Origin of the sequence: Vibrio sp. Vb1026, assembly GCF_033338745.1 — a bacterium.
Taxonomy (GTDB): domain Bacteria; phylum Pseudomonadota; class Gammaproteobacteria; order Enterobacterales; family Vibrionaceae; genus Vibrio; species Vibrio alginolyticus.
The window spans coordinates 13,807-34,276 of the sequence record NZ_JAWOTH010000012.1 but is presented as its reverse complement, the minus strand read 5'-3'; the positions used below and the strand labels follow the sequence as shown (position 1 = coordinate 34,276).

The following is a 20,470-nucleotide window of genomic DNA, read 5'->3' as shown; positions in this document are numbered from 1 at the left end:
GTGGTAGTCCATTTCTCTAACGAATATAACCATAAAAAATGAAGACATTATTACTAATATGTGTTTGAGTTCAAGATATTCCTTAGATTTATACAAACACATTAACGATGAAAAAAGCACAAATGCTATTTGAGTAATTTCTATAAGAGAGTTCTCCGATGTGCTTTTGTCCATTTGTACGCTAAAATAAATCGTTGCTAACGTGTAAATAACCAAAAAAATAAGATATGATATTTTATATACTAACAAACTAGTGACCGAGGTGTGTTTTTCTTTAATATACATCGTAACTTGTATAGGTGATGGATTTGTTAGTATTATAAATCAAGAATGTTTTATATTTAGTGAATTAAGCGCCATTTAGAATGGAACTTAATTCACCTAACATTAAACTTCTATGAATCTTAAATTTTCCTGTTTTAACTTATTGATTTTATTTGATGTTTTATTTGCTGTTAATTTTGGTTAAATAGAATCACCTAGCTTTTATTGAAATGCTTTTCCCATATTGGTGGTATGCCAATTTCTTCTTGAACGATATCAATGAATGCCCTAACCAATGGTGATTGCTGACGGTGTGAGTACATGGCATAAATATCACCAAAATCTTGAGTTTCATATTCTGGTAAAAGTTGAACTAAATTAGAAGACTCTAGGTTGTTAGGGAGCATAAATTGACCTATAAGTGCTGCGCCCAGACCTGACTTTACGCTTTCAATTATTAGCTCAGCTTCATTTACCATGTATGACCCTGATATTGGATATGTATCTAAACCATCTGATTTTGCTTTGTCGTAGAATTTAAGTTTATCGACAATAAAATTACCATTTGAATAAATAATAAAAGGTAGCTTAACTAACTCATCAGGCGTTTCTGGGTTACCATGTTTTTCAATTAAATTTCGAGAAGCAATGATTGCAGTCGTATTTTTTGCTAATTTTCTTGCTACCATTGATGAATCCCTCATAGGTCCGATTCGAAAAGCAATATCAAAATTACTTCTAATCACGTCTACATGAAGATCATCTAGCATTAGTTCAACACTTGCTTTTGGGTACTTATGTAAAAACTTCTCTATCGAAGGTTGTAGATAGAGTTTTCCAAATAATGTTGAGCTTGAAATTCGTACTTTCCCTGAAGGCTCAGTCTGAAAGTTCTCCGCTATTTGTTGAGTATCATCAAGGAGTTGAGATATTTGGTCTGCTTTTTCAACTATTTGCTGGCCGACTTGTGTTAATGAAAGAGAGCGAGTCGTTCTGTTTAATAGCCTAACGCCTAAGTGCTCTTCTAACTGCTTGATGTGTTTAGACAAAACAGAGCGGTCGATATTCATCCCATCTGCTGCTTTTGCAAAAGATCCAGCTTTAGAGACTTCTAAAAGCAGGTGTAGTTTATTTGCTAAATCCACAATGTTTATCCACGTTAGATATTAGCGTATTAGTTTCATGTATAACTGCTGCTCTGTCTAGAAATTATTAATATACTTAATAACCAAAAGAAAAGGGAGCAATAGCTCCCTTTAGTATGAATTTAAATGAGTATTTATATTATGGTTATAGTGTTTGACGTTTTTTGTTTCGACTCACTAACATGTAAAAAACAGGTGTGAGTAGTAATCCAAATACCGTTACGCCTACCATACCCGAGAATACGGCAATACCCATTGCTTGTCGCATTTCCGCTCCGGCCCCTGTACCAATCATTAATGGAATAACACCAGCGGTAAATGCAATTGATGTCATTAGAATCGGTCGAAGACGTAAACGACATGCTTCCAAAATCGCTGATAAGGTATCTTGGCCATTGTCTTTAAGTTCTTTAGCGAACTCCACCATCAAGATGGCATTTTTACACGCTAGAGCCACAAGGACAATCAAAGCAATTTGTGTGAATATATTGTTGTCACCACCAATGAACCAAACACCTGCTAGTGCAGAAAAAATGGTCATAGGAACGATCAAAATGATAGCGAATGGTAGTTTTAAACTCTCGTACTGCGAAGCTAGCACCATGAAAACTAACAAAACAACAAGTGGGAATATATACACCATCGTGTTACCAGCCAAAATCTGCTGGTAGGTTACATCAGTCCATTCATAAACCATTCCCTCTGCTAGGTTTTGATCCAGTACTTCCTCAATAGCCGTTTGGGCTTGGTCAGAACTGTAACCAAAAGCAGGACTGCCGTTTAGTTCTGCACTAGGGTAGCCGTTATAGTGCATCACGCGGTCAGGCCCAATCGTGGGTATGATCTCCAGTACAGCGCCGAGAGGAACCATTTGTCCGGCAGCATTTCTTACTTTGTAGTTAAGTATTTGGTCAGGTTCGAGACGATAGTTCATGTCTGCCTGGGCATTCACTTTGTATGTTCTACCAAACATATTGAAGTCATTGACGTATAATGATCCTAAATAAACTTGAAGCGCATCAAAAACCTGCTCTAGAGGAACACCTTGCAGCATCGCTTGTTCACGATCTATTTGGATGTCCATCTGCGGCACTTGTATACGAAATGTGGAATATAATCCCATCAGCTCGGGTCTTGTTGATGCCTCACTTATTACCAAGTTCAATTGCTTGAAGAGCTCATCAAACCCCTTGTTCGCACGGTCTTCGATTTGAAGTTTAAAGCCGCCAGTAGAGCCAAGTCCTTGGATTGGTGGTGGTGGAAAAATCGCAACGAAGGCTTCATCAATGATTGAAAAGCTCTTATTCAAAGATGCAACAATCGCATTTGCTCCGAGAGTTGGATCATTTCGTTTATCGAAGTCCTCAAGCGTAACAAAAACGATGCCACTATTCGGACTGTTAGTAAAACCATTGACCGATAAGCCTGGGAAAGAAATGGTTTGTGCTACGCCAGGTGTTGCCAGCGCGAGGTTTTCCATTTCTTTAATAACGGACTCTGTTCTATCTAAACTTGCTGCATCTGGAAGTTGGGCGATCGCAACTAAATACTGCTTATCTTGTTGAGGAATGAATCCTCCAGGAACCGCTTTGAATAGAGAAACCGTTCCCCCGAGTAACGCAATGTATACCACCACAACAACAAGGCTAAAGCGAATCAGCTTCTTGACCAGAGCTTGATATTGGTTCGAGCTGTACTCAAAAATTCTATTGAATGGCGCAAAAACATACTTACCAAAAACCGCATCCAATAGCTTGGTTAGCCGATCGGGTTTTGCGTTCTTATCTTGTAATAGCAGTGCTGATAAAGCAGGCGATAACGTCAACGAGTTAATTGCTGAAATAATCGTCGAGATCGTAATTGTTAGTGCGAACTGCTTATAAAACTGACCGGATAACCCTGTAATAAAGGTCGTCGGGATGAACACCGCACATAACACTAAAGCAATTGCAATAATTGGCCCGGTAACTTCGGTCATTGCTTGTTTCGTTGCTTCTAGTGGTGCAAGACCATTATGGATGTTCCGTTCCACGTTTTCGACGACGACAATGGCGTCATCGACGACGATGCCTATGGCGAGAACAAGCCCAAACAACGAAAGCGTGTTAATCGATACTCCAAGCATTTGCATTACGGCGAACGTACCGATTAATGAAACAGGCACCGCAATGATAGGGATGATAGACGCGCGCCATGTTTGCAAAAACAAAATGACTACAACAACAACTAGTACAATTGCCTCTAGCAGAGTATGAACCACTGCGTCTATCGATCCACGAACAAAGACGGTCGGGTCGTAGGCTATTTCATATGAAACTCCAGCTGGAAAGGCTGCTTGTAAACGGTCCATGGTTGAGCGAACCTGATTAGATAGCTCAATAGCATTAGCACCAGGGCGCTGGAATACGGGCATCGCCACCGCTGGTTTACCATTTAACAAGGCGCGCAGTGCATAAGAGTTTTGACCTAGCTCTACGCGTGCAACGTCTTTAAGACGTGTCAAAGCCCCTGTTTCGTCAACTTTTACTACAATGTCGTTGAATTCATCAATATTCTCCAAACGGCCCTTTACGTTCAACAAAACTTGGAATTGGTTTTCATTAGCGGCTGGTTGCGCACCTAATGAGCCTGCTGCCACCTGTTGGTTTTGAGATCGGACGGCGGAGACAACGTCCATTACGGTTAGATTTCTAGAAGCGAGCTCATCTGGATTTAACCACAAGCGCATTGAGTACTCATCACCACCGAAAAGGCGCACATCACCAACGCCTCCGAGTCGAGCTATCTCATCTTTCAAGTTTAAATTAGCGTAGTTAGCTAAATAACTGACTTCACGGCTAGAATCTGGAGAATATATATGCACAACCATAGTGAGATCAGGAGAGGCTTTTTCGGCAACAACTCCTAACCGTTGGACGGCTTCTGGTAATCGGGGCAGAGCTGTAGTGACGCGGTTTTGAATTTGAACCTGAGCTTTGTCCAAGTCCGTACCTAAAGCAAAGGTTACGGTCAATGTCATTCTGCCGTCACTGGTTGCCTGCGAAAACATATATAACATGTTTTCTGTACCATTAATTTCTTGCTCCAGAGGCGTAGCAACTGTTTCTGCGATTACTTTTGGGTTCGCACCAGGATAGTTTGCTGTAACTACGACTGTAGGAGGGACAACCTCTGGATATTCACTCACAGGCAACTGTAAAAGTGAAATTGCGCCTACTATTAATATCAATAGCGATAACATAGAGGCAAATATGGGTCTTTGAATAAAAAAGTGTGCAAATTTCATTCGGTTGTCTTCTTAGTCTTGAGCTAAACGTTTGTTTGGCAACGATGTTGAGTTTGAAGCCATAATCAATGAAGTATTGCTAATATCTAGCGTGACATTTTTTGGTTTGACTTTGCTATTTGGGCCAACTTTTGCTGGGCCATTTACCGCAATAATTGAGTCGGCGTTCAAGCCATTCTCGATAGCACGAAATGTTCCGTAACGTTCGCCTAAGGTTACGATGCTGTATTGCAACGTATTCTCTTCATTGAGTGTTAATACAAAGCGGTTTTCTAGATCTGTGCCAATAGAACGCTCTGGAACGAGAACTCGTTCAACTGGTTTGGTTGTTGATATCTGAACTCGGCCAAACGATCCCACTTTTAAGTTTGATTTTGTTGCATCGAATACCGCTCGAACCTGCAAAGTACCGGTGTTTTCGTTGATGGAGTTGTCGACAAAGTCAACGCGTCCAAAAAACACCTGCCCATTTTGTCCAGATAGTTCAAGACGAGTAGGTAAGTTAGAGTCGGCATTGATTGTCGAGAAGTAACGGTTCCAAGTTCGCTCATCGACATCAAAGTATGCATATACCTGATCGTTAGAGACAATGTTTGATATAACGCTTTGATTTGCGTTTACATTGTTTCCTTTAGTAATGAATGCTCTTGAAATAGTGCCGCTAATAGGGGCATATATCTTCGTAAACTCAAGATCTAACTTTGCGGATTCTAACTGAGCACGCAAGGCCATTAGTTCTGCAGAGCGTTGCTTTACTGCGGTATCTCGGGCCTCTGCTTGTTCCGCTGAGATGGCTTTTCGCTTAACCAGTTGGGCGGCTCTCTTTTGTTCGTTTGCTGCTTGCTCTAGCGCAGCTCGAGCACTCTTAACTTGCGCTTCAAGTCGTGAGACCTGAGCTTTGAAGGTTCGATCATCAAGAGTGACGAGTAAGTCACCTTTGTTGACACTCTGTCCGTCTTTGAATTCTACCGTTTCAATAACTCCGGAAACGCGTGGCATTAAAGAAACTTTCTCTGGGGCTTGAAGCCTTGTTGTAAAGGTGAACCACGATTGAACGGGCTCATAGATGACTTTGGAGACGTCTATCGTAGGTAAGGGAGTATTAGGTTGTTTGGTTATCTCTTCGTCTGCACAAGCAGCTAAAACGGATAAAAGGCCAATGCCGAAAACTTTCTTTAACATTTGTCGCGCCCTAAATGATTCTGTTCATACTAAAAGGAACGGCATTGTATTCATTGTACCTATGGGTAAATAGGCCCTCAGCGAACATAGAGTAGTGATAAAAATGCACGATTAAATATTGGTCAAAATGCTCGCATTTTGGTTTGAAAAAGGTCAGTTTAGGGTTTTAAAGACGTGGAGTATTGTTAAATGTAATAAGCCATAATAGATAGGAATAACTAAACAGAAGCTAAAGATAGCGACGAAAATTAAAGCGTTTTTAATTCGTGCATTATTTGCAATTCACTGATGCAATTTGAACCATAAAAAGTTGAAATTAATTTTGTAAAATCCATTTCCCATCACATAAAGAATAAAAACTAAATAAGGAATTGTGCAGTGGATCTCGCAAGCCAACTTGAATTACTACTGGATGTCTCTGAATACGGAACTTTTGCTAAGGCTGCTGACAGAAATCATATAGATCGTTCAGCTTTGTCAAAACAGATCAAAAAGCTAGAGGATGAATTGGGCTTACGGCTGTTAAACCGTTCCACGCGTTCGCTATCCCTGACCAATGCAGGTGTTGAGATGGTGGCGCAAGCCAAGAAAGTAAGAGAGGTTCTAACCGAAACTCGTAGTATTGCTGCTACATTTCAGGATGAACCGAAGGGTAACTTGAAAATATCAAGCTCCACTTTCTTTGGCAGAGCATACTTAAATCAGGCAGTTAAAGAGTTTATAAAACAGTACCCAAACATTACTGTAGAGCTGCTGCTCGATGATAATCGAGTCGACGTTATCCACGAAGGTTTTGATGTTGTGTTTCGTATCGGACCAATCCGAGAGTCCAACATGATAGTGCGTAAGTTGGCAAGCAATAATATGGCACTGGTTGCATCGAAGAGTTTTATTGACAAGTATGGAACCCCGAGCTCTCCAGAAGAGCTTATAAAAATGCCAGCAGTAATATACTCTAATGCTAACTTTAAGGCGGATAAGCTACGTATAGCGCCAAGCCAGTCATCAAGCGACGTTAGAACGTATAATATCAACGGGCAGTACTTCGTGAATGAAACTGAGTTAATGCTCGATGCCGTAAAATCTGATCTAGGGTATGCTTTAATAGGGCAGTTCTTTCTTCAGGAGAGTTTGAGTAAACAAGATCTTGTCCAGTTGCTTCCTGATTATAATCTTCCCGCAATAGGGGAAATATATGCAATGTATACTCACCGAAATCAACAACCATTAGCCAAACTATTCATTGATACTGTTCAAAAAATAATAGGGACGCCTCCTGTTTGGATGGATTATCTCAACTAATATGAGTACTAGGACATAATGTTTTAGATTGAGGGCTTGTTTATATTTATCCATAGAATATGGTTGAATTTGCACTTTAAAAATAATTGCCACTGTTCATAATTTCACTCGATTCAAACAACACAAGTAGTGGTAATTAAATGAAAATGACAAGAACGTCGATCGCAATCGCAGCACTTTTTTCTGCAAGTGCTGCAAATTCAGCCGTAGTTTATGAAGATCAAGAATCAGTATTAAATATTCATGGCCGAGCGCAAGGGATGTATTATTTCTCTGATGATAAAAATGCAGACGGAGATAATAGCTACATTCGTGTAGGACTTGCAGGTGAGTCTAAAATAAATGAAGATCTTTATGCCTTCGGCTTATATGAGTTGGAATTTAAGTCTAATCGCAGAGATGCTGATGGGATTGAAGATGATGAATTTGATATCCGAAAAGGCTATGTAGGAGTTGGTGCAGATTACGGAACAGTAAGTTATGGACGTCAATACGGTGCGGTCACTTTAGTATCTGACTACACGGATATTTTCCCGGAGTTTGGTAATGAAGCTGCTGGCGTAAGTGCGGATCTATATGGTACCGGTCGCTCCGATTCAGTATTTAAGCTAACGACAAGCTATGAAGGTTTGAATATTCATGTTAGCTATCAGGCTGAAAACGATGAAGTGTCAACAGATGCAGCCTCTTATGGTGCGGCGGCTGACTACAAGTTGCCATATGGCTTCAAAGTTGCGCTTGGTTACAACGAAGGTGAAGGGCAATCGGGTGCAGAAGATGCAGAGCTGCTAACGGGTGCTATTGCATTTGAATACGACAAGTTTTATGCCTCTGTTTTATACAGTGATGGTGAAAACTGGGCTAAAGATGGTTCTGAAAGTAATATTGATTACACCGGTATTGAAGCAGTTGCCACTTATGAAATAACAGATAAGCTTTGGGCACTTGTTGGCTATAACAATCTAGAGCGTGATGATGAAGACGTCGTCGATTACTACTCACTAGGTGCAGAGTACGATTTGACTTCTAATTTTAAAGCACTAGCAGAATACAGAATTACAGATGTAGACAATGAAGACGATATTCTTGCAATAGCTGCGAGATATTCATTCTAAAAAATTAATAAATATAAAAAGCCTGAAACTATTTTCAGGCTTTTTTATTTATCGGTGTAATTTTATAAGTGCTGATTTTCATCCATATATAATGGATTATATTGATCGTTACTTGTTAAAGTGTTTTGGATATAATTGTTTTGTTAGCTAGTCCACTGCTAGTTTTCATTTTTATATTTTTTGAATGATGATTTTTTTCTTTGGCAACAAGAAGTATCTTGTTGCCTTTTTTTATTTTTACACCTTATGGTTAATTAAAACAAAAAGAGTTTTCTATATATTGCTATAAACGAGAAAAATATAACGACAATTGTCAATCTTAGGTTGAGTTAATCTTCATAAAAAAGTGAACTCAATTTCAAGGGTCTTTTTCATTTAAGTGATGTGGAATCCATATGGCGAACCAAGTGAATGATAAAGCGCCAAACGACGAAATGTATCTCAATGAAGATTGGAAAAATTATTTTTATGTAAACGATAGAGGTACGGATTGATACTGTTTATGTAAGGAGAGAGCGATTTATGAAAAGCAGTCGTTTCAATGTGATTAGACACCTTTACTTTCCTAAAATAGGAAGGGCTCTAAGAAAGTAAAGGTGCAGATGATTTTTTAGTTTTTACCGCCGTCACTTGTTCTGAAGTGATAATCGAAGTTTATGATTGCACGATATTTAACTTCATCACGGTTAAGTGCGTATTCTTCAACTCTCACCTTACTATCATCGATTGCAATATCACGAGGGAAACCGCTTCCAATGATGTTTAGACGATTTCTAAGTTCATGTTTTGATAGCGTTTGGTATTCATCGACAAGATCAAACGCAGAGCTATAAGCGGCATCTTTTGTCGTAAAGTCATTGAGAACAACTTTGTTTGTAGAGTGTTCGACATGAATACCAGCAGTAGCAGATAAACTGAATAATAATAGTGATGAGAGCGTCATTAGTTTTTTCATATAGTCACCTTTTTATTTGTATTACAAAGTCAAGATGTCCAACGAATCCTTGTTAATATCTCTCGACAAAGGTGATAGTGCCATTATAGAAATGTGCTGTACATCACATTTGTGGCCATTGACTATGGAAGAATTGTCAACAATAAAACTCAAGCACTTTTGACATTACGGTCAATATGAAAAAGCGAATATCTGTATGGTTTCGTTAATAATTAAACCACTCTCGGAAACGCTGACTATTCAGTCAAAGCGTATGTTTCTTGTCGTTATAGTGACCTGCCTACAACTTAATCACTTAATGCATGCAATTCAATTGCAATGGCTTGGTATAGATTTTCATTCAGATCTTCCAGCTTAGTAACGACCCTACAAATTCTAGTGATTAAAAAGTCATTGTTTGTGGTTTTTTATTCTATTGTCGTGTATAAAAAAACTTTACAACAAATGATAAAGGAATATCCATGAAAAAGTTATTGTGTTTTGCTGCACTGGGGTTAGCTGTTTCGACGACGGTTAATGCAGACCCAATTTTAGACGACATCAAAAGTACAGGGGAGCTAAAAGTCTGCTTTGATTCTGGGTATATGCCTTTTGAAATGACAGCAAAAAATGGGCAGTACATTGGGTTTGATATCGATTTGGGTAAGCAAATGGCGCGTGCCATGGATGTTAAGTTTGTGCCGGTAAACACTTCATGGGATGGCATTATCCCAACACTGTTGACTGGTAAGTGTCACATGATTATGGGCGGGATGACTATCACACCTATGCGAAATACTCAGGTGAATTTCGCTGATCCCTATGTGGTTATTGGTCAATCTATTCTCGTAGATCTCAAACATGAAGGTAAAGTGTCTAGTTACCGTGATCTCAATAGTCCAGAATATGTTGTTGCAACTAAGCTTGGGACAACGGGTGAGCAAGCGGTAAAACGATACCTTCCGAAAGCTAAGATAAATCTATACGAAACTCAGTCTGAAGCGGTACTTGAGGTTGCCAACGGAAAGGTAGATGCGTTTGTTTATGACTTTCCATACAACTCTATTTATGTGGCGGAAAACAAAGGGCAGTTAATGCACTTGGCTAAACCGTTTACTTACGAGCCTTTGGGTTGGGCTGTGCCGCAAGGAAATCCAGACACGCTTAACTTCTTAAACAACTATTTACGTCAAATTAAGGGCGATGGAACTTACGACCGCATTTACGATAAGTGGTTTAACGACGATAAATGGTTAAAGCAAGTCAAGTAATCATATTGTTATTGTAGAGGAGCGGTTAGCTTCTGGCTCGGTTCATCGCCAACCAAACGGTTCGTGCTGTGAAGCTAACGCTTTTCTTTATTCAAATACCCAACCAACTTTAATCAAAGTCATTCTCGGAATCACATGCAAAATAACTTTAAATCCCTATTGTGGAACGCTGTTTTTGTTCTTGTTTTGCTATCAATTTGCGGCCTTGTCTATCTGTCAGGTAAGCGAATCGATTACAGCTGGAATTGGGAGCGTGTCCTTCCTTATATTGCCACTAACGCTGCTTCATCCATTACCGCGCCTGTCGATGGGAACATCATTCTCGACGAGAATAACCAACTGGCTCTGGAGAGTATTCATGGTGATATTGTTCTTGAACTAAGCCAATATAAGTCTTTGGATGTCTATGAAGGTGATCTTATTTTTGAAGGAGATACCTTAGCAACTATAAAAGAGTGGCGCTCTGGCCCAATTTTAGATGGTGTTGTGACGACCATTAAAATCTCGCTCTGGTCACTTATCATTGCTCTAGCGTTGGGCTTAGTTGTTGGACTAATGCGCATATCCAGCAATCCGGCATTAAAAAAGCTGGCGCTTGTTTATGTCGAGGTCATTCGTGGAACGCCTCTTTTAGTACAGATTTTTATCGTTTACTTCTTTATTGGTACTGTGCTTGACCTTGAGCGTTTTACTGCGGGAGTGATAGCGCTCTCCGTGTTTACCGCCGCTTACGTCGCAGAAATTGTGCGGTCAGGAATCCAGTCAATCCCAAGAGGACAAATGGAAGCGGCGCGTTCACTAGGAATGAATTATCCCAAAGCGATGATTTATGTCATTTTACCTCAAGCGTTTAAGCAGACATTACCTCCCTTAGCCGGGCAGTTTATCAACCTGATAAAAGATTCCTCACTTGTCTCCGTGATTTCGATTACTGATCTGACAAAAGCGGGCAGGGAAGTCGTAAGTGGTAGTTTTGCCCCATTTGAAGTTTGGTTTACCGTAGCGGCCCTTTATTTGCTTCTGACTAGTACCTTATCTTGGGCAATACAAACGTTAGAAAAGAAATTGGCAGCAAGTGATTAATGGTGGAGTCATTAATGGAATACATTATTTCAGCAAAAACAATTAATAAAATTTACCCTAATGGCTGCCATGCGCTCAAGGACGTATCGGTAAATGTAGAAAAAGGGGAAGTGATTGTCATCGTAGGACCGTCAGGTTCTGGTAAGTCAACATTCTTACGGACGATCAATCAATTAGAGACAATAAATAGTGGGTCTATTATCGTAGATGGTATCGATATGTACCACAAATCTACGGATATTAATAAACTACGCGCTGATGTGGGCATGGTATTTCAAGGCTTCAACCTTTTTCCACATAAAACGGCGATAGAGAACGTCATGTTAGCACCTTTAAAGGTTTCTAAACGTGACCCTGAATCGGTGAAGAAAGAAGCAAAAGATTTGCTTTATAAAGTTGGTCTGTCGGAGAGAATGGATAATTATCCTAATCATTTATCAGGCGGACAGCAGCAGCGCGTCGCAATCGCTCGTGCGTTAGCAATGAAGCCCAACATTATGTTGTTTGATGAACCCACATCAGCACTAGACCCTGAAATGGTTGGAGAAGTTCTTGATGTGATGAAAGATTTGGCCAAGGACGGAATGACCATGGTCGTGGTTACTCATGAAATGGGTTTCGCAAAAGAGGTCGCTGATAGGGTGTTGTTTATGGAAGATGGTGAGCTTTTGGTTTCTGACTCTCCTGAGCGATTTTTTGATAACCCCTCCAATCCTAGATTACAGAAGTTTTTATCTAAGGTCTTATAATAAAAAGAAAATTTGATTGAGGGTTAGTCCCTCAATCACTTCATGCACTATTGTGGCTCGTAACGCCCGCCTCGCCGAGAGACATAGATAATGGGCTTTTTACTCGAAGTTAATGGCGATAACATTATCTTGGTCCGAATGAAAGGTCTGGTAAATACTAGAGTGTTTAATCAGCCATTAAGTTTTGTTCACTTTAAACATAACAATTTCATTTTGAATTGATAAAAATTGTGTTTGAATAGAGCTTATGGATGTTTGGCGGTATGGATGTCTAAATGAAGAAAGTAACAATTTTAGATGGTGGCATGGGGCGAGAGTTAAAACGTATTGGCGCCCCTTTTTCTCAGCCGCTTTGGAGTGCACAAGCGCTAATTGAATCACCACAATATGTAAAAATGGCCCATGAGAATTTCATAGACGCTGGCGCTGAGATTATCACTGTTAACAGTTATGCATGTGTTCCATTTCACTTAGGAGAGGAACTCTATGCGAAGCGAGGGATTGAGTTAGCAAAATCTGCAGCCAAAATTGCCAGAGATGTAGTCACCAGCTCTAACGATAGAGTGCTCGTTGCGGGGTCTCTTCCTCCTGTCATGGGGTCTTACAGGCCTGAATTATTCGAGCCGAAAAGGGCACTGGAAGTGGCTTCTGAGTTATTTGAAGCTCAAGATCAATATGTTGATATTTGGTTAGCTGAGACCGTGTCTAGCCTCGCTGAAGTTGAAGTTCTATCAATAATTTTAGCCAAAACAGATAAGCCCAATTATCTTGCTTTCACCTTAATGGATGAGCCTAACTCTTTGCCTCGCCTTCGCTCAGGGGAATCTCTCAAAGCCGCGGTCAATACGCTGTTGAAAACAAATGTTTCAGGTATCTTTTTCAATTGCTCTATTCCTGAAGTTGTCGAGCAAGCGATCATTGATACACAAGCAGTATTGTGTGAGTCAGGTAGAGAATTGACGATAGGTGTTTTCGCAAATAGCTTTGCTCCGATAAAGCAAGCGCACCAAGCCAACGAGACCATTCAGGAAGTTCGTCATTTCTCTCCGACTGAATATCTTGAGTATGCTAAAAAGTGGCATGCGCAGGGAGCGAGCATTATTGGTGGTTGCTGTGGGATTGAACCACGTCATATTAAATTGCTAGCGACTTGGAGAGACACTCTCGAAAACGCCTAATTTTGGTGAAGCGCAGGGAAGTATGACAAGAGATTTTGTTTTTTATTCATCGTTATAGATAAAATAAAGGCCTTTCATATCTGGCAAAGTAACAAGATGCTTTAACTTGCTCATTCATTACCTTGCCAGTTTGCCTCGAGATTTTTATTAATTATTTTTGGTTCAGATTAACGACAATCTTTCCAACTGTTCTCTGATTTCGCATGTCCAAGAGTGCGTTACCTACATCTTCTAAGCCGATGATCTTCAGTTTCGGTACTTCCAATTCTCCATTTTCTAATAGCTCAGACACTTCCTTTCCGGCATTAACGATACTTGCAAACCCTCTCTCGCCAAAGACATGACCAGAGCCCAAACTTATTTGGTGGAAGCCCAAGCCTTTTAAGAAGGCATCTGGATATTGAGAAGGGTCGACAGTCTTGACGAGCTCCACCATTTCGCCCTCAAAGGTTAATACCGAGGCTGCAATTCGGTCGTTATCACCGCCTACACAATCGAGTGCAACCTCAACGCCATGATTTCCGGTAATGTCCATTACTCGTTGAACTACATCTTCATGATGATAATCAATCATATGGGTTGCTCCTAACGAGGACAAATATGCGTGATTAGCTTCTGAACTAGTAGCAATGATCTGTTCAACACCAAATGTCTTTGCTAACTGAATAGCAAAGCTTCCAACGCCGCCAGCACCTCCGGCGATAAAAATGCTGCTTCGATTTGAAATATCGAGCTTGTCTACCAAAGCGCGATATGCGGTCCAGGCTGCGCAAGGTGTAGATGCTGCCACTTCAACCGGAACCTGAGGGTGCTTTATGAGCGTTCTTGAATCATGGATAGCAAATTCAGCGAATCCACCGTGATGGCGCCTCATGTTTCCGTGATACAACACTTTATCGCCAACCTTCCAATCAACGACCGCATCGCCTACAGAGACTATTTCTCCTGATACGTCTAACCCGCCAACAAAATTGTTATCCATGTTAGTGACCATGTCTGACCAATAATGAATTTTTGCATCGACAGGGTTCAAACCAACAGCGTTAACTTTAACCAATACATCAAATTGGGTTTCTAGTTTTGGTGTAGGTAATTCGGATAAAGAGAAAGTATCGTTATCTCGTTGGTAAGTTATCGCTCTCATAGGTTTTCCTTATTATTAAGAATGGTCGAAAGTCATACTAACTCAGAGGGTGCTGCTGAAATAATTATGGTTTTTTCTTATTTTGATAATTTTAGGTTATGTTTGATAAAAAGGATTCGAGATGCTCTGAAATTATCATCGACAACCAGTCTGCATAGCTAACGACATGTAACTTTATGATAAGTATTGACTAGTTTTATTATTCCATTTTTATGGAAATATTTTGTTGATCTTTTGTTTTATGATTCTATACTTCCAGAAGTGTCGAAATAAAGGTTTGTCTATCAGGTAAGCTTGTTAGCGAAAAATGACGAGGAGAGTAAATGTGAATACAGAAATTATAACTATGGCTAAAGAAGCGCTGGATATGTTTGCGTTTCTAGCAACCGAACTTATCATCTTATTTCTGGCAATTAGCTACATTGTCGGTGTGTTGCAAGATTTTCTAACGCCAGAAAAAATTCAATCTATTCTCAGCTCGAAAAAGGGTAAAGGTTACTTCATTGCTGCGTTGCTAGGTTCGATTACGCCTTTCTGTTCGTGTTCGACCATTCCTTTCTTAAAAGGCTTGTTGCGTGCAAGAGCAGGTTTTGGACCTATGATGGTGTTCCTATTTGCAAGCCCGTTGCTTAACCCAGTGATTATTGGCTTATTTGTGGTGACTTTTGGTTGGAAAGTTGCGGTATTTTACTTTGCTATCGCGATGTCAGTATCAGTGGTAGCAGGCTATGTACTTGAAAAACTAGGGTTTGAACGTTACGTCAAACCAGAAGCATATCAAGCGGTAGGTTCTTCTTCGTGCGGTACTTCTTGTGGCGATTCAAGCAAGAAAAAAGAAGAAGCGAGACCAGCATCAATCTGTGGTACCAGCGCCTGCAATGAACCTACGCCAGTTGCGGCGAAAACATCTTGTTGTGGTGATGCACCAAAACCTGAACCTAAAGTGGAAGTGTCTTGCTGCTCATCAGACGGTAGTGCAACAGCGACAGTCTTGGAAGAGAAAGAACCTAGCCGCTGGGCACGTATTTGGCAATCAACTTGGAAAGACTTTAAGCAAGTGTTCCCTTATCTCATGATGGGCATTGCGATTGGTTCATTTATCTATGGCTTCATCCCGACGGAGTTCATTGCGGAGTTCGCTGGTGAAGCGAAGTGGTACGCGATTCCGGTCGCAGCAATCATTGGTATTCCATTGTACATCCGTGCAGAGGCGGTCATTCCACTTAGCGCGGCACTAGTACAAAAAGGTATGGCTCTTGGATCTGTTATGGCGCTTATTATTGGTAGTGCTGGCGCAAGTCTTACAGAAGTGATTTTGTTGAAATCAATTTTTAAGAACCAAATGATCGCTGCCTTCCTAATCGTTATCTTAACGATGGCCATGGGAGCGGGTTACTTATATAGCTGGGCTTTTTTATAAAAATAACCCTCGGGCGATTGCTCGAGGGCTCTGTTTTTGTCGCCATATAGGGAAAGGGAAGTTTCCTATACCGCGCAGACTATAAAAAAATAACGAGGTTACTCGTAAATACTATAGGAGAAATACTTGCTGGCGATGGTTTTATGCTTACCGCTCTGGATCAATTTTTGTATTCCGCTATCGAGTAATGCTTTTAATTCTTTGTCTTGTTTTCTCACTGCTACGCCAATGCCACGGCCGAACCACTTTTCCTCTGTAAACGCTGGTCCAGTAAAGTGATAGCCTTTACCTTGTGCAGTTTCAAGAAAACCAGCACTTAAACCGATTGAGCCGCCAAATACAGCATCTAACCGTCCATTGAGTAGATCGGTAAATGCCTCATCGAACGTACCATAACGACGAATATCAATATCTGGATACAAGGCAGAAAGGTACTTATCACCAATTGTGGCTCTTTGAACTCCAATAGATAAACGATTTAGGCTGCCGTCATCCATGTTGATTTCTCTATCATTTTTCATTACAAAACGAGTCGGTACTTTTGCATAAGGGACGGTGAAATCGACTTTCTTTTCTCGTTCTTCTGTGATTGTCATTGCAGCAATAATCGCATCGTTCTTGCGACTAAGGAGAGAAGGGATGATGCCATCCCAATCCATTTTTGAGATAACGCACTTTACTTCTAACTCTTTGCATAACGCGTTAGCGAGGTCGACTTCAAACCCTTCTAGCTTTCCCTCTTTTGTCGTCCAGCTAAATGGGGGGTAAGCCCCTTCAACAGTGAAGCGAATTTGTTTCCACTCTTTCGCATGGCTGAAAACTGAAAATAAGCTAATAAACAATACGACTATCCATTTCATAAACGTTTCCTTGTAACTATTTGGAAACCAATGTTTAACACAAAGTAAGCAAATATCAATGGAAGTGCATATATGTGTGACCTTTCGCCCGCATTGTGTGAGCGAAAGGTTTTGCGTGTATTACAGCTTATCTTCAATAGTTACGAGGGGAACTCTCGTTGAGACAGCGTGAAGTGCAATGTTGTGAATCATTTCATCGACCGTGGTACAGCTATCCATTAAGATCGAAACATCATACTTGTCCGCAGATTTTGAAATAGCAGTATGTGTCACGCAGTTTTGTGTCATCATTCCGCATACAAGTAACTCCGTTACATTTTTGCTTGCCAATACTTCTTCTAAACGTGTTCCTTCAAAGCTATCTGCGAAGTGCTTTACCACGATTTCGGAATTCGGCGCTAAAGCAAGAACTTCTGGGTGAATATTGGCACCGTCGCTGCCTTCATTGAAGAATGGGGCAATACCCATGGCAGGGTCGGCAATATGCTGAATATGAATCACAGGAATGTCTTGCTCATTGGCTTTAGTTATTGCTCTCTTAACATTGTCTAAAGTCGATTCTGTATTCCATAAAGGAAACTTTCCTTCCGGGAAATAGTCGTTTTGCAAATCAATTACAAGTAGGGCTTTTTGAGTCATTTTCTTTTCCTTTTATTGAGGATCATTGCGGTACGAATAATATAAAGACTTTTAGCCACCTTCTTTAGAGTCTAAAATGACACAAAAGAGTCAAAAAGCGACACTTGAAGATAAATGAAAATAGCACTCGTTAATTACCCAGATAGCTCGCAAGCCTCCGTATATGGTTTAAGCGAACTCTTCGAGATGGCAAACCGTGCGGCGGCTAAATTGGGCGTTGATGTGCACTTTGAAGTAGAGATATTGGATCACTGGCCAAACACGCACTTCGATGTGAAAACAGCGGTAATGATTCCGCCTAGCGGCACTGGTCAATATTACTTAGAACCAGAGCCAGAGCTACTCGACTGGTTAAATGTCCAACATAGTAAAGGTGCGATTTTAGCCTCCGCCTGCGCCGGTACTTTTATTCTTGCTCAAACCCAGTTGTTGACCAATAAGTCTTGTACAACACACTGGGGCTTGGCTCCTTCATTAGCGAGTCAGTTTCCCGATATCCACGTAAGACAAGAAGCCATCCTTATTAACGAAGGAACGATCATTACGGCTGGGGGTATGATGTCATGGGTGGATTTAGGTTTGGAATTGGTTTCCTTATTTGCGTCACCGGCAGTAATGCGCCTGCTAGGAAAAATGTTGGTTATTGATACTGGTCCGAGAGAGCAACGCTTTTATCAACAGTTTACTCCAAACTTCCAACATGGTGATGGGGTAATTGTTCAACTACAGCACTATATAAACGATCATTATCAAGGAAAACTGAGCAATAAAGAGCTTGCAGAGTTGAGTTGTTTAACAGAAAGGACATTGCAGCGACGCTTTAAAAAGGCGACAGGTTTCAATGTTAACCAATACATACAAAGCTTAAGAGTACAAAAAGCTTGTGATTTACTTGAGTCGACAACCCTAACATTTGACGCAATATCATTTAGAGTGGGTTACCAAGATGTGAGCGCGTTCAGGAAAATATTTAATAGAATCGTAGGTTTAACACCGAAGTCGTTCAGATCTCGGTTCTGTTCATGAACGCCAGAAGTAAGATAATGTTGGTATTAAACATTTATAACTCAGAAGCAAACACCGCATATTTTTACAAGCTGGCTTAGCGTGATGAAAAGGGATAACAAGCTAAGCCAACCGTAGCGTACTCCTAATTACTGAACATTTTGTAGAATGCTTAAAGGGTTCTCAAATTACAATGACTTGTATAGGTCGTTGTTAATCACAAAAGCTATGTGATTTCCAAAACCAGTTTCCCAATATGTTGCTTGCGTGAAAATACTTCTTGCGCTTGACCTATCTGGTTCAAGGGAAATGACTCCGCGACTAAGGGACGAATTGCGTTCTGTTCGATATAGCGAACCAAGTTACCGAATACTTCTGGTGCCAAAACGGTACAACCAAATAACGCTAGGTCTTTAAGGTAAAGAGTTCTTACATCCAGCTCGACAATTGGGCCGCCTATGGCGCCGGAAACAGCGTATCTTGATCCTGGCTTTAGTACCTGAAGAAATTGTGGCCACTGCTCTCCTGCGACCAAATCAATCACTACGTCAACGCTGTTTTCTCCGAGAGTCGCTGTTAAATTTGCATCGCGAGGGATAACTTGGTTTGCTCCTAATGCCGTGATCTGTTCTTTCTTTTCTGGGCTGGCGATAGCAATGACGTATGCTCCACGCGCCTTCGCCAGTTGGATTGCGGCAGAGCCAACACCACCGGATGCCCCTGAAATCAGTACGGTATCGCTCGCTGTGACATTAGAGCGGACAAGCATGTTCTCTGCAGTTGAATAAGAACAAGGGAAGGAGGCCAAGTCGATATCCGATAAACTACTATTCACTGCATATGCATGTTTACTGTCAACAACAGTGAACTGAGCAAAGCCACCATCACATTCTGAACCGAAGTACCAAGGCAAGCTAAGTGCTTGACTGTTGAAGCGCGTAATACATGGTTCGATGAGCACGCGCTGGCCGACTCGTGATGGGCAGATATTCTCACCAACAGCGACGATGGTACCGCATACATCTGCACCTTGGATTCGAGGGAGAGATAGCGCGTCTCCTGACCAACTTGCATCCATGCTATTGGCGTCGTTTTTAGAATACCATGCTGTTCGGGTATTGATGTCGGTGTTATTGACTCCGGCGGCGGCTACTTGGATCAATACATCATCAGGCGAGGGGACTGGCACAGGTAGATCATCGCGGTAACGAAGCATATCTGGCCCACCATGACCGATAAGTTGGACGCCTTTCATGACTTTCGGGATTGTGGTCATTGATTGTTCTCCTTCATTAGTTCTAGCAGAGTGCGTTCAGCGGATGCAAAGGCAGCGTGACCGAGAACCGGCCATGCGTTGGATAGACCTTCATGTAACAAGAAGAGTGTGGTTGCGAGGTCTTCTCGCTGACTTAGTTGGCCCATAAGCTGACGGACCGCCAATTTGTGTTGTTTTACTGCTTGATTAATCGATAGATTTTCTGGATAGGCTGCTAATGCATTGATGGACATGCAGCCATTCGGTGCAAACTTCTTCATCCAATCCTCGAGGCGAGTGAATAGGTGTAATACAGCCGGTGCTCCATTGGCAGGGGCGTCTTCGAGCAAAAACCTCAAATACCTTTGATGGCGATGCTCGAGAGCTGCAACAATCATCGCTTCCTTGGAGGGGTAGTATTTGTACAGGGTTCTCAGGCTGACTTCGCAGGCGTTTTTGAGTTGGGGTACGCTAGGCTCGGCGAAGCCATACTGACTGAATGCTTTTTCTAGGCTTGCTGCGATTTTTTCTTTCACTATTTGATACACCAGGTAGAACGTTTGTTTTACCTAAGGGTAGAATAAACTTTCTACCTCAGTCAATGGTGTATTTAAACTCTGTATTGAAAGCCCGACGTA

The 20,470-nt window shown here is 41.1% G+C and carries 17 protein-coding genes; 8 read left to right on the top strand and 9 right to left on the bottom strand.

Annotated features, from left to right (window positions below; translation table 11 throughout):
• Positions 1-479 precede the first annotated feature (479 nt).
• The 3 genes from R7E47_RS16805 to R7E47_RS16795 all read right to left on the bottom strand — a co-directional run bounded on the left by R7E47_RS16805 (position 480) and on the right by R7E47_RS16795 (position 5,877).
• Entirely contained in the window at positions 480-1,409 is a 930-nt protein-coding gene (locus tag R7E47_RS16805) for a LysR family transcriptional regulator (RefSeq protein WP_033906145.1), read from the bottom strand.
• Between the two features lie 145 nt (positions 1,410-1,554).
• Positions 1,555-4,695 carry an efflux RND transporter permease subunit gene (locus tag R7E47_RS16800; RefSeq protein ID WP_005377311.1) on the bottom strand — a complete coding sequence of 1,047 codons (3,141 nt, stop codon included), beginning with the start codon at positions 4,693-4,695 and terminating at the stop codon, positions 1,555-1,557.
• Between the two features lie 12 nt (positions 4,696-4,707).
• The gene (locus R7E47_RS16795; protein ID WP_005377315.1) at positions 4,708-5,877 is read right to left on the bottom strand and encodes an efflux RND transporter periplasmic adaptor subunit; all 1,170 of its coding nucleotides are present in this window, start codon (positions 5,875-5,877) and stop codon (positions 4,708-4,710) included.
• 378 nt (positions 5,878-6,255) lie between these two features.
• On the opposite strand from R7E47_RS16795, the gene R7E47_RS16790 reads away from it, so the two are divergent.
• Both R7E47_RS16790 and R7E47_RS16785 read left to right on the top strand, forming a co-directional pair.
• Entirely contained in the window at positions 6,256-7,179 is a 924-nt protein-coding gene (locus R7E47_RS16790) for a LysR family transcriptional regulator (protein ID WP_005377321.1), read from the top strand.
• Between the two features lie 140 nt (positions 7,180-7,319).
• On the top strand, positions 7,320-8,294 hold the full coding sequence (locus R7E47_RS16785) for a porin (protein ID WP_025768142.1): 975 nt from the start codon (positions 7,320-7,322) through the stop codon (positions 8,292-8,294).
• Between the two features lie 610 nt (positions 8,295-8,904).
• Here the strand turns inward: R7E47_RS16785 and R7E47_RS16780 are convergent.
• Positions 8,905-9,249, bottom strand: a complete 345-nt coding sequence (locus R7E47_RS16780; RefSeq protein ID WP_005377323.1) for a DUF3316 domain-containing protein — start codon at positions 9,247-9,249, stop codon at positions 8,905-8,907.
• A gap of 461 nt (positions 9,250-9,710) precedes the next feature.
• On the opposite strand from R7E47_RS16780, the gene R7E47_RS16775 reads away from it, so the two are divergent.
• From R7E47_RS16775 to R7E47_RS16760, 4 genes are all read left to right on the top strand, one after another.
• Positions 9,711-10,499 carry a transporter substrate-binding domain-containing protein gene (locus R7E47_RS16775; RefSeq protein ID WP_005377324.1) on the top strand — a complete coding sequence of 263 codons (789 nt, stop codon included), beginning with the start codon at positions 9,711-9,713 and terminating at the stop codon, positions 10,497-10,499.
• Positions 10,500-10,634: 135 nt separating this feature from the next.
• A complete protein-coding gene (locus R7E47_RS16770) occupies positions 10,635-11,582 on the top strand; it encodes an amino acid ABC transporter permease (protein ID WP_149192494.1) in 948 nt (315 codons plus the stop codon).
• 14 nt (positions 11,583-11,596) lie between these two features.
• A complete protein-coding gene (locus tag R7E47_RS16765; RefSeq protein ID WP_005377326.1) occupies positions 11,597-12,331 on the top strand; it encodes an amino acid ABC transporter ATP-binding protein in 735 nt (244 codons plus the stop codon).
• Positions 12,332-12,606: 275 nt separating this feature from the next.
• The gene (locus R7E47_RS16760; RefSeq protein ID WP_053307045.1) at positions 12,607-13,509 is read left to right on the top strand and encodes a homocysteine S-methyltransferase family protein; all 903 of its coding nucleotides are present in this window, start codon (positions 12,607-12,609) and stop codon (positions 13,507-13,509) included.
• 151 nt (positions 13,510-13,660) lie between these two features.
• On the opposite strand, the gene R7E47_RS16755 is transcribed toward R7E47_RS16760, so the two are convergent.
• The gene (locus R7E47_RS16755; RefSeq protein ID WP_017635220.1) at positions 13,661-14,653 is read right to left on the bottom strand and encodes a zinc-binding dehydrogenase; all 993 of its coding nucleotides are present in this window, start codon (positions 14,651-14,653) and stop codon (positions 13,661-13,663) included.
• 346 nt (positions 14,654-14,999) lie between these two features.
• Between R7E47_RS16755 and R7E47_RS16750 the strand changes: the two genes are divergently transcribed.
• Entirely contained in the window at positions 15,000-16,073 is a 1,074-nt protein-coding gene (locus R7E47_RS16750) for a permease (RefSeq protein ID WP_240354742.1), read from the top strand.
• Positions 16,074-16,171: 98 nt separating this feature from the next.
• On the opposite strand, the gene R7E47_RS16745 is transcribed toward R7E47_RS16750, so the two are convergent.
• Positions 16,172-16,933, bottom strand: a complete 762-nt coding sequence (locus tag R7E47_RS16745) for a transporter substrate-binding domain-containing protein (protein WP_086046774.1) — start codon at positions 16,931-16,933, stop codon at positions 16,172-16,174.
• Positions 16,934-17,053: 120 nt separating this feature from the next.
• Positions 17,054-17,572: a cysteine hydrolase family protein gene (locus R7E47_RS16740; protein ID WP_033906138.1), complete on the bottom strand. Its 519-nt coding sequence runs from the start codon at positions 17,570-17,572 to the stop codon at positions 17,054-17,056.
• Between the two features lie 114 nt (positions 17,573-17,686).
• Here R7E47_RS16740 and R7E47_RS16735 point away from each other — a divergent pair, with 114 nt between their 5' ends.
• Positions 17,687-18,598 carry a GlxA family transcriptional regulator gene (locus R7E47_RS16735; protein ID WP_033906137.1) on the top strand — a complete coding sequence of 304 codons (912 nt, stop codon included), beginning with the start codon at positions 17,687-17,689 and terminating at the stop codon, positions 18,596-18,598.
• A gap of 205 nt (positions 18,599-18,803) precedes the next feature.
• Here the strand turns inward: R7E47_RS16735 and R7E47_RS16730 are convergent, their stop codons facing one another.
• Together R7E47_RS16730 and R7E47_RS16725 are read right to left on the bottom strand one after the other, a co-directional pair.
• Positions 18,804-19,853, bottom strand: a complete 1,050-nt coding sequence (locus R7E47_RS16730) for an alcohol dehydrogenase family protein (RefSeq protein ID WP_258483974.1) — start codon at positions 19,851-19,853, stop codon at positions 18,804-18,806.
• Complete coding sequence (locus tag R7E47_RS16725) at positions 19,850-20,371, bottom strand: TetR/AcrR family transcriptional regulator (protein ID WP_258483980.1); 522 nt, start codon at positions 20,369-20,371, stop codon at positions 19,850-19,852. Before R7E47_RS16725 ends, R7E47_RS16730 begins: the two co-directional genes overlap by 4 nt.
• Positions 20,372-20,470: the final 99 nt, after the last annotated feature.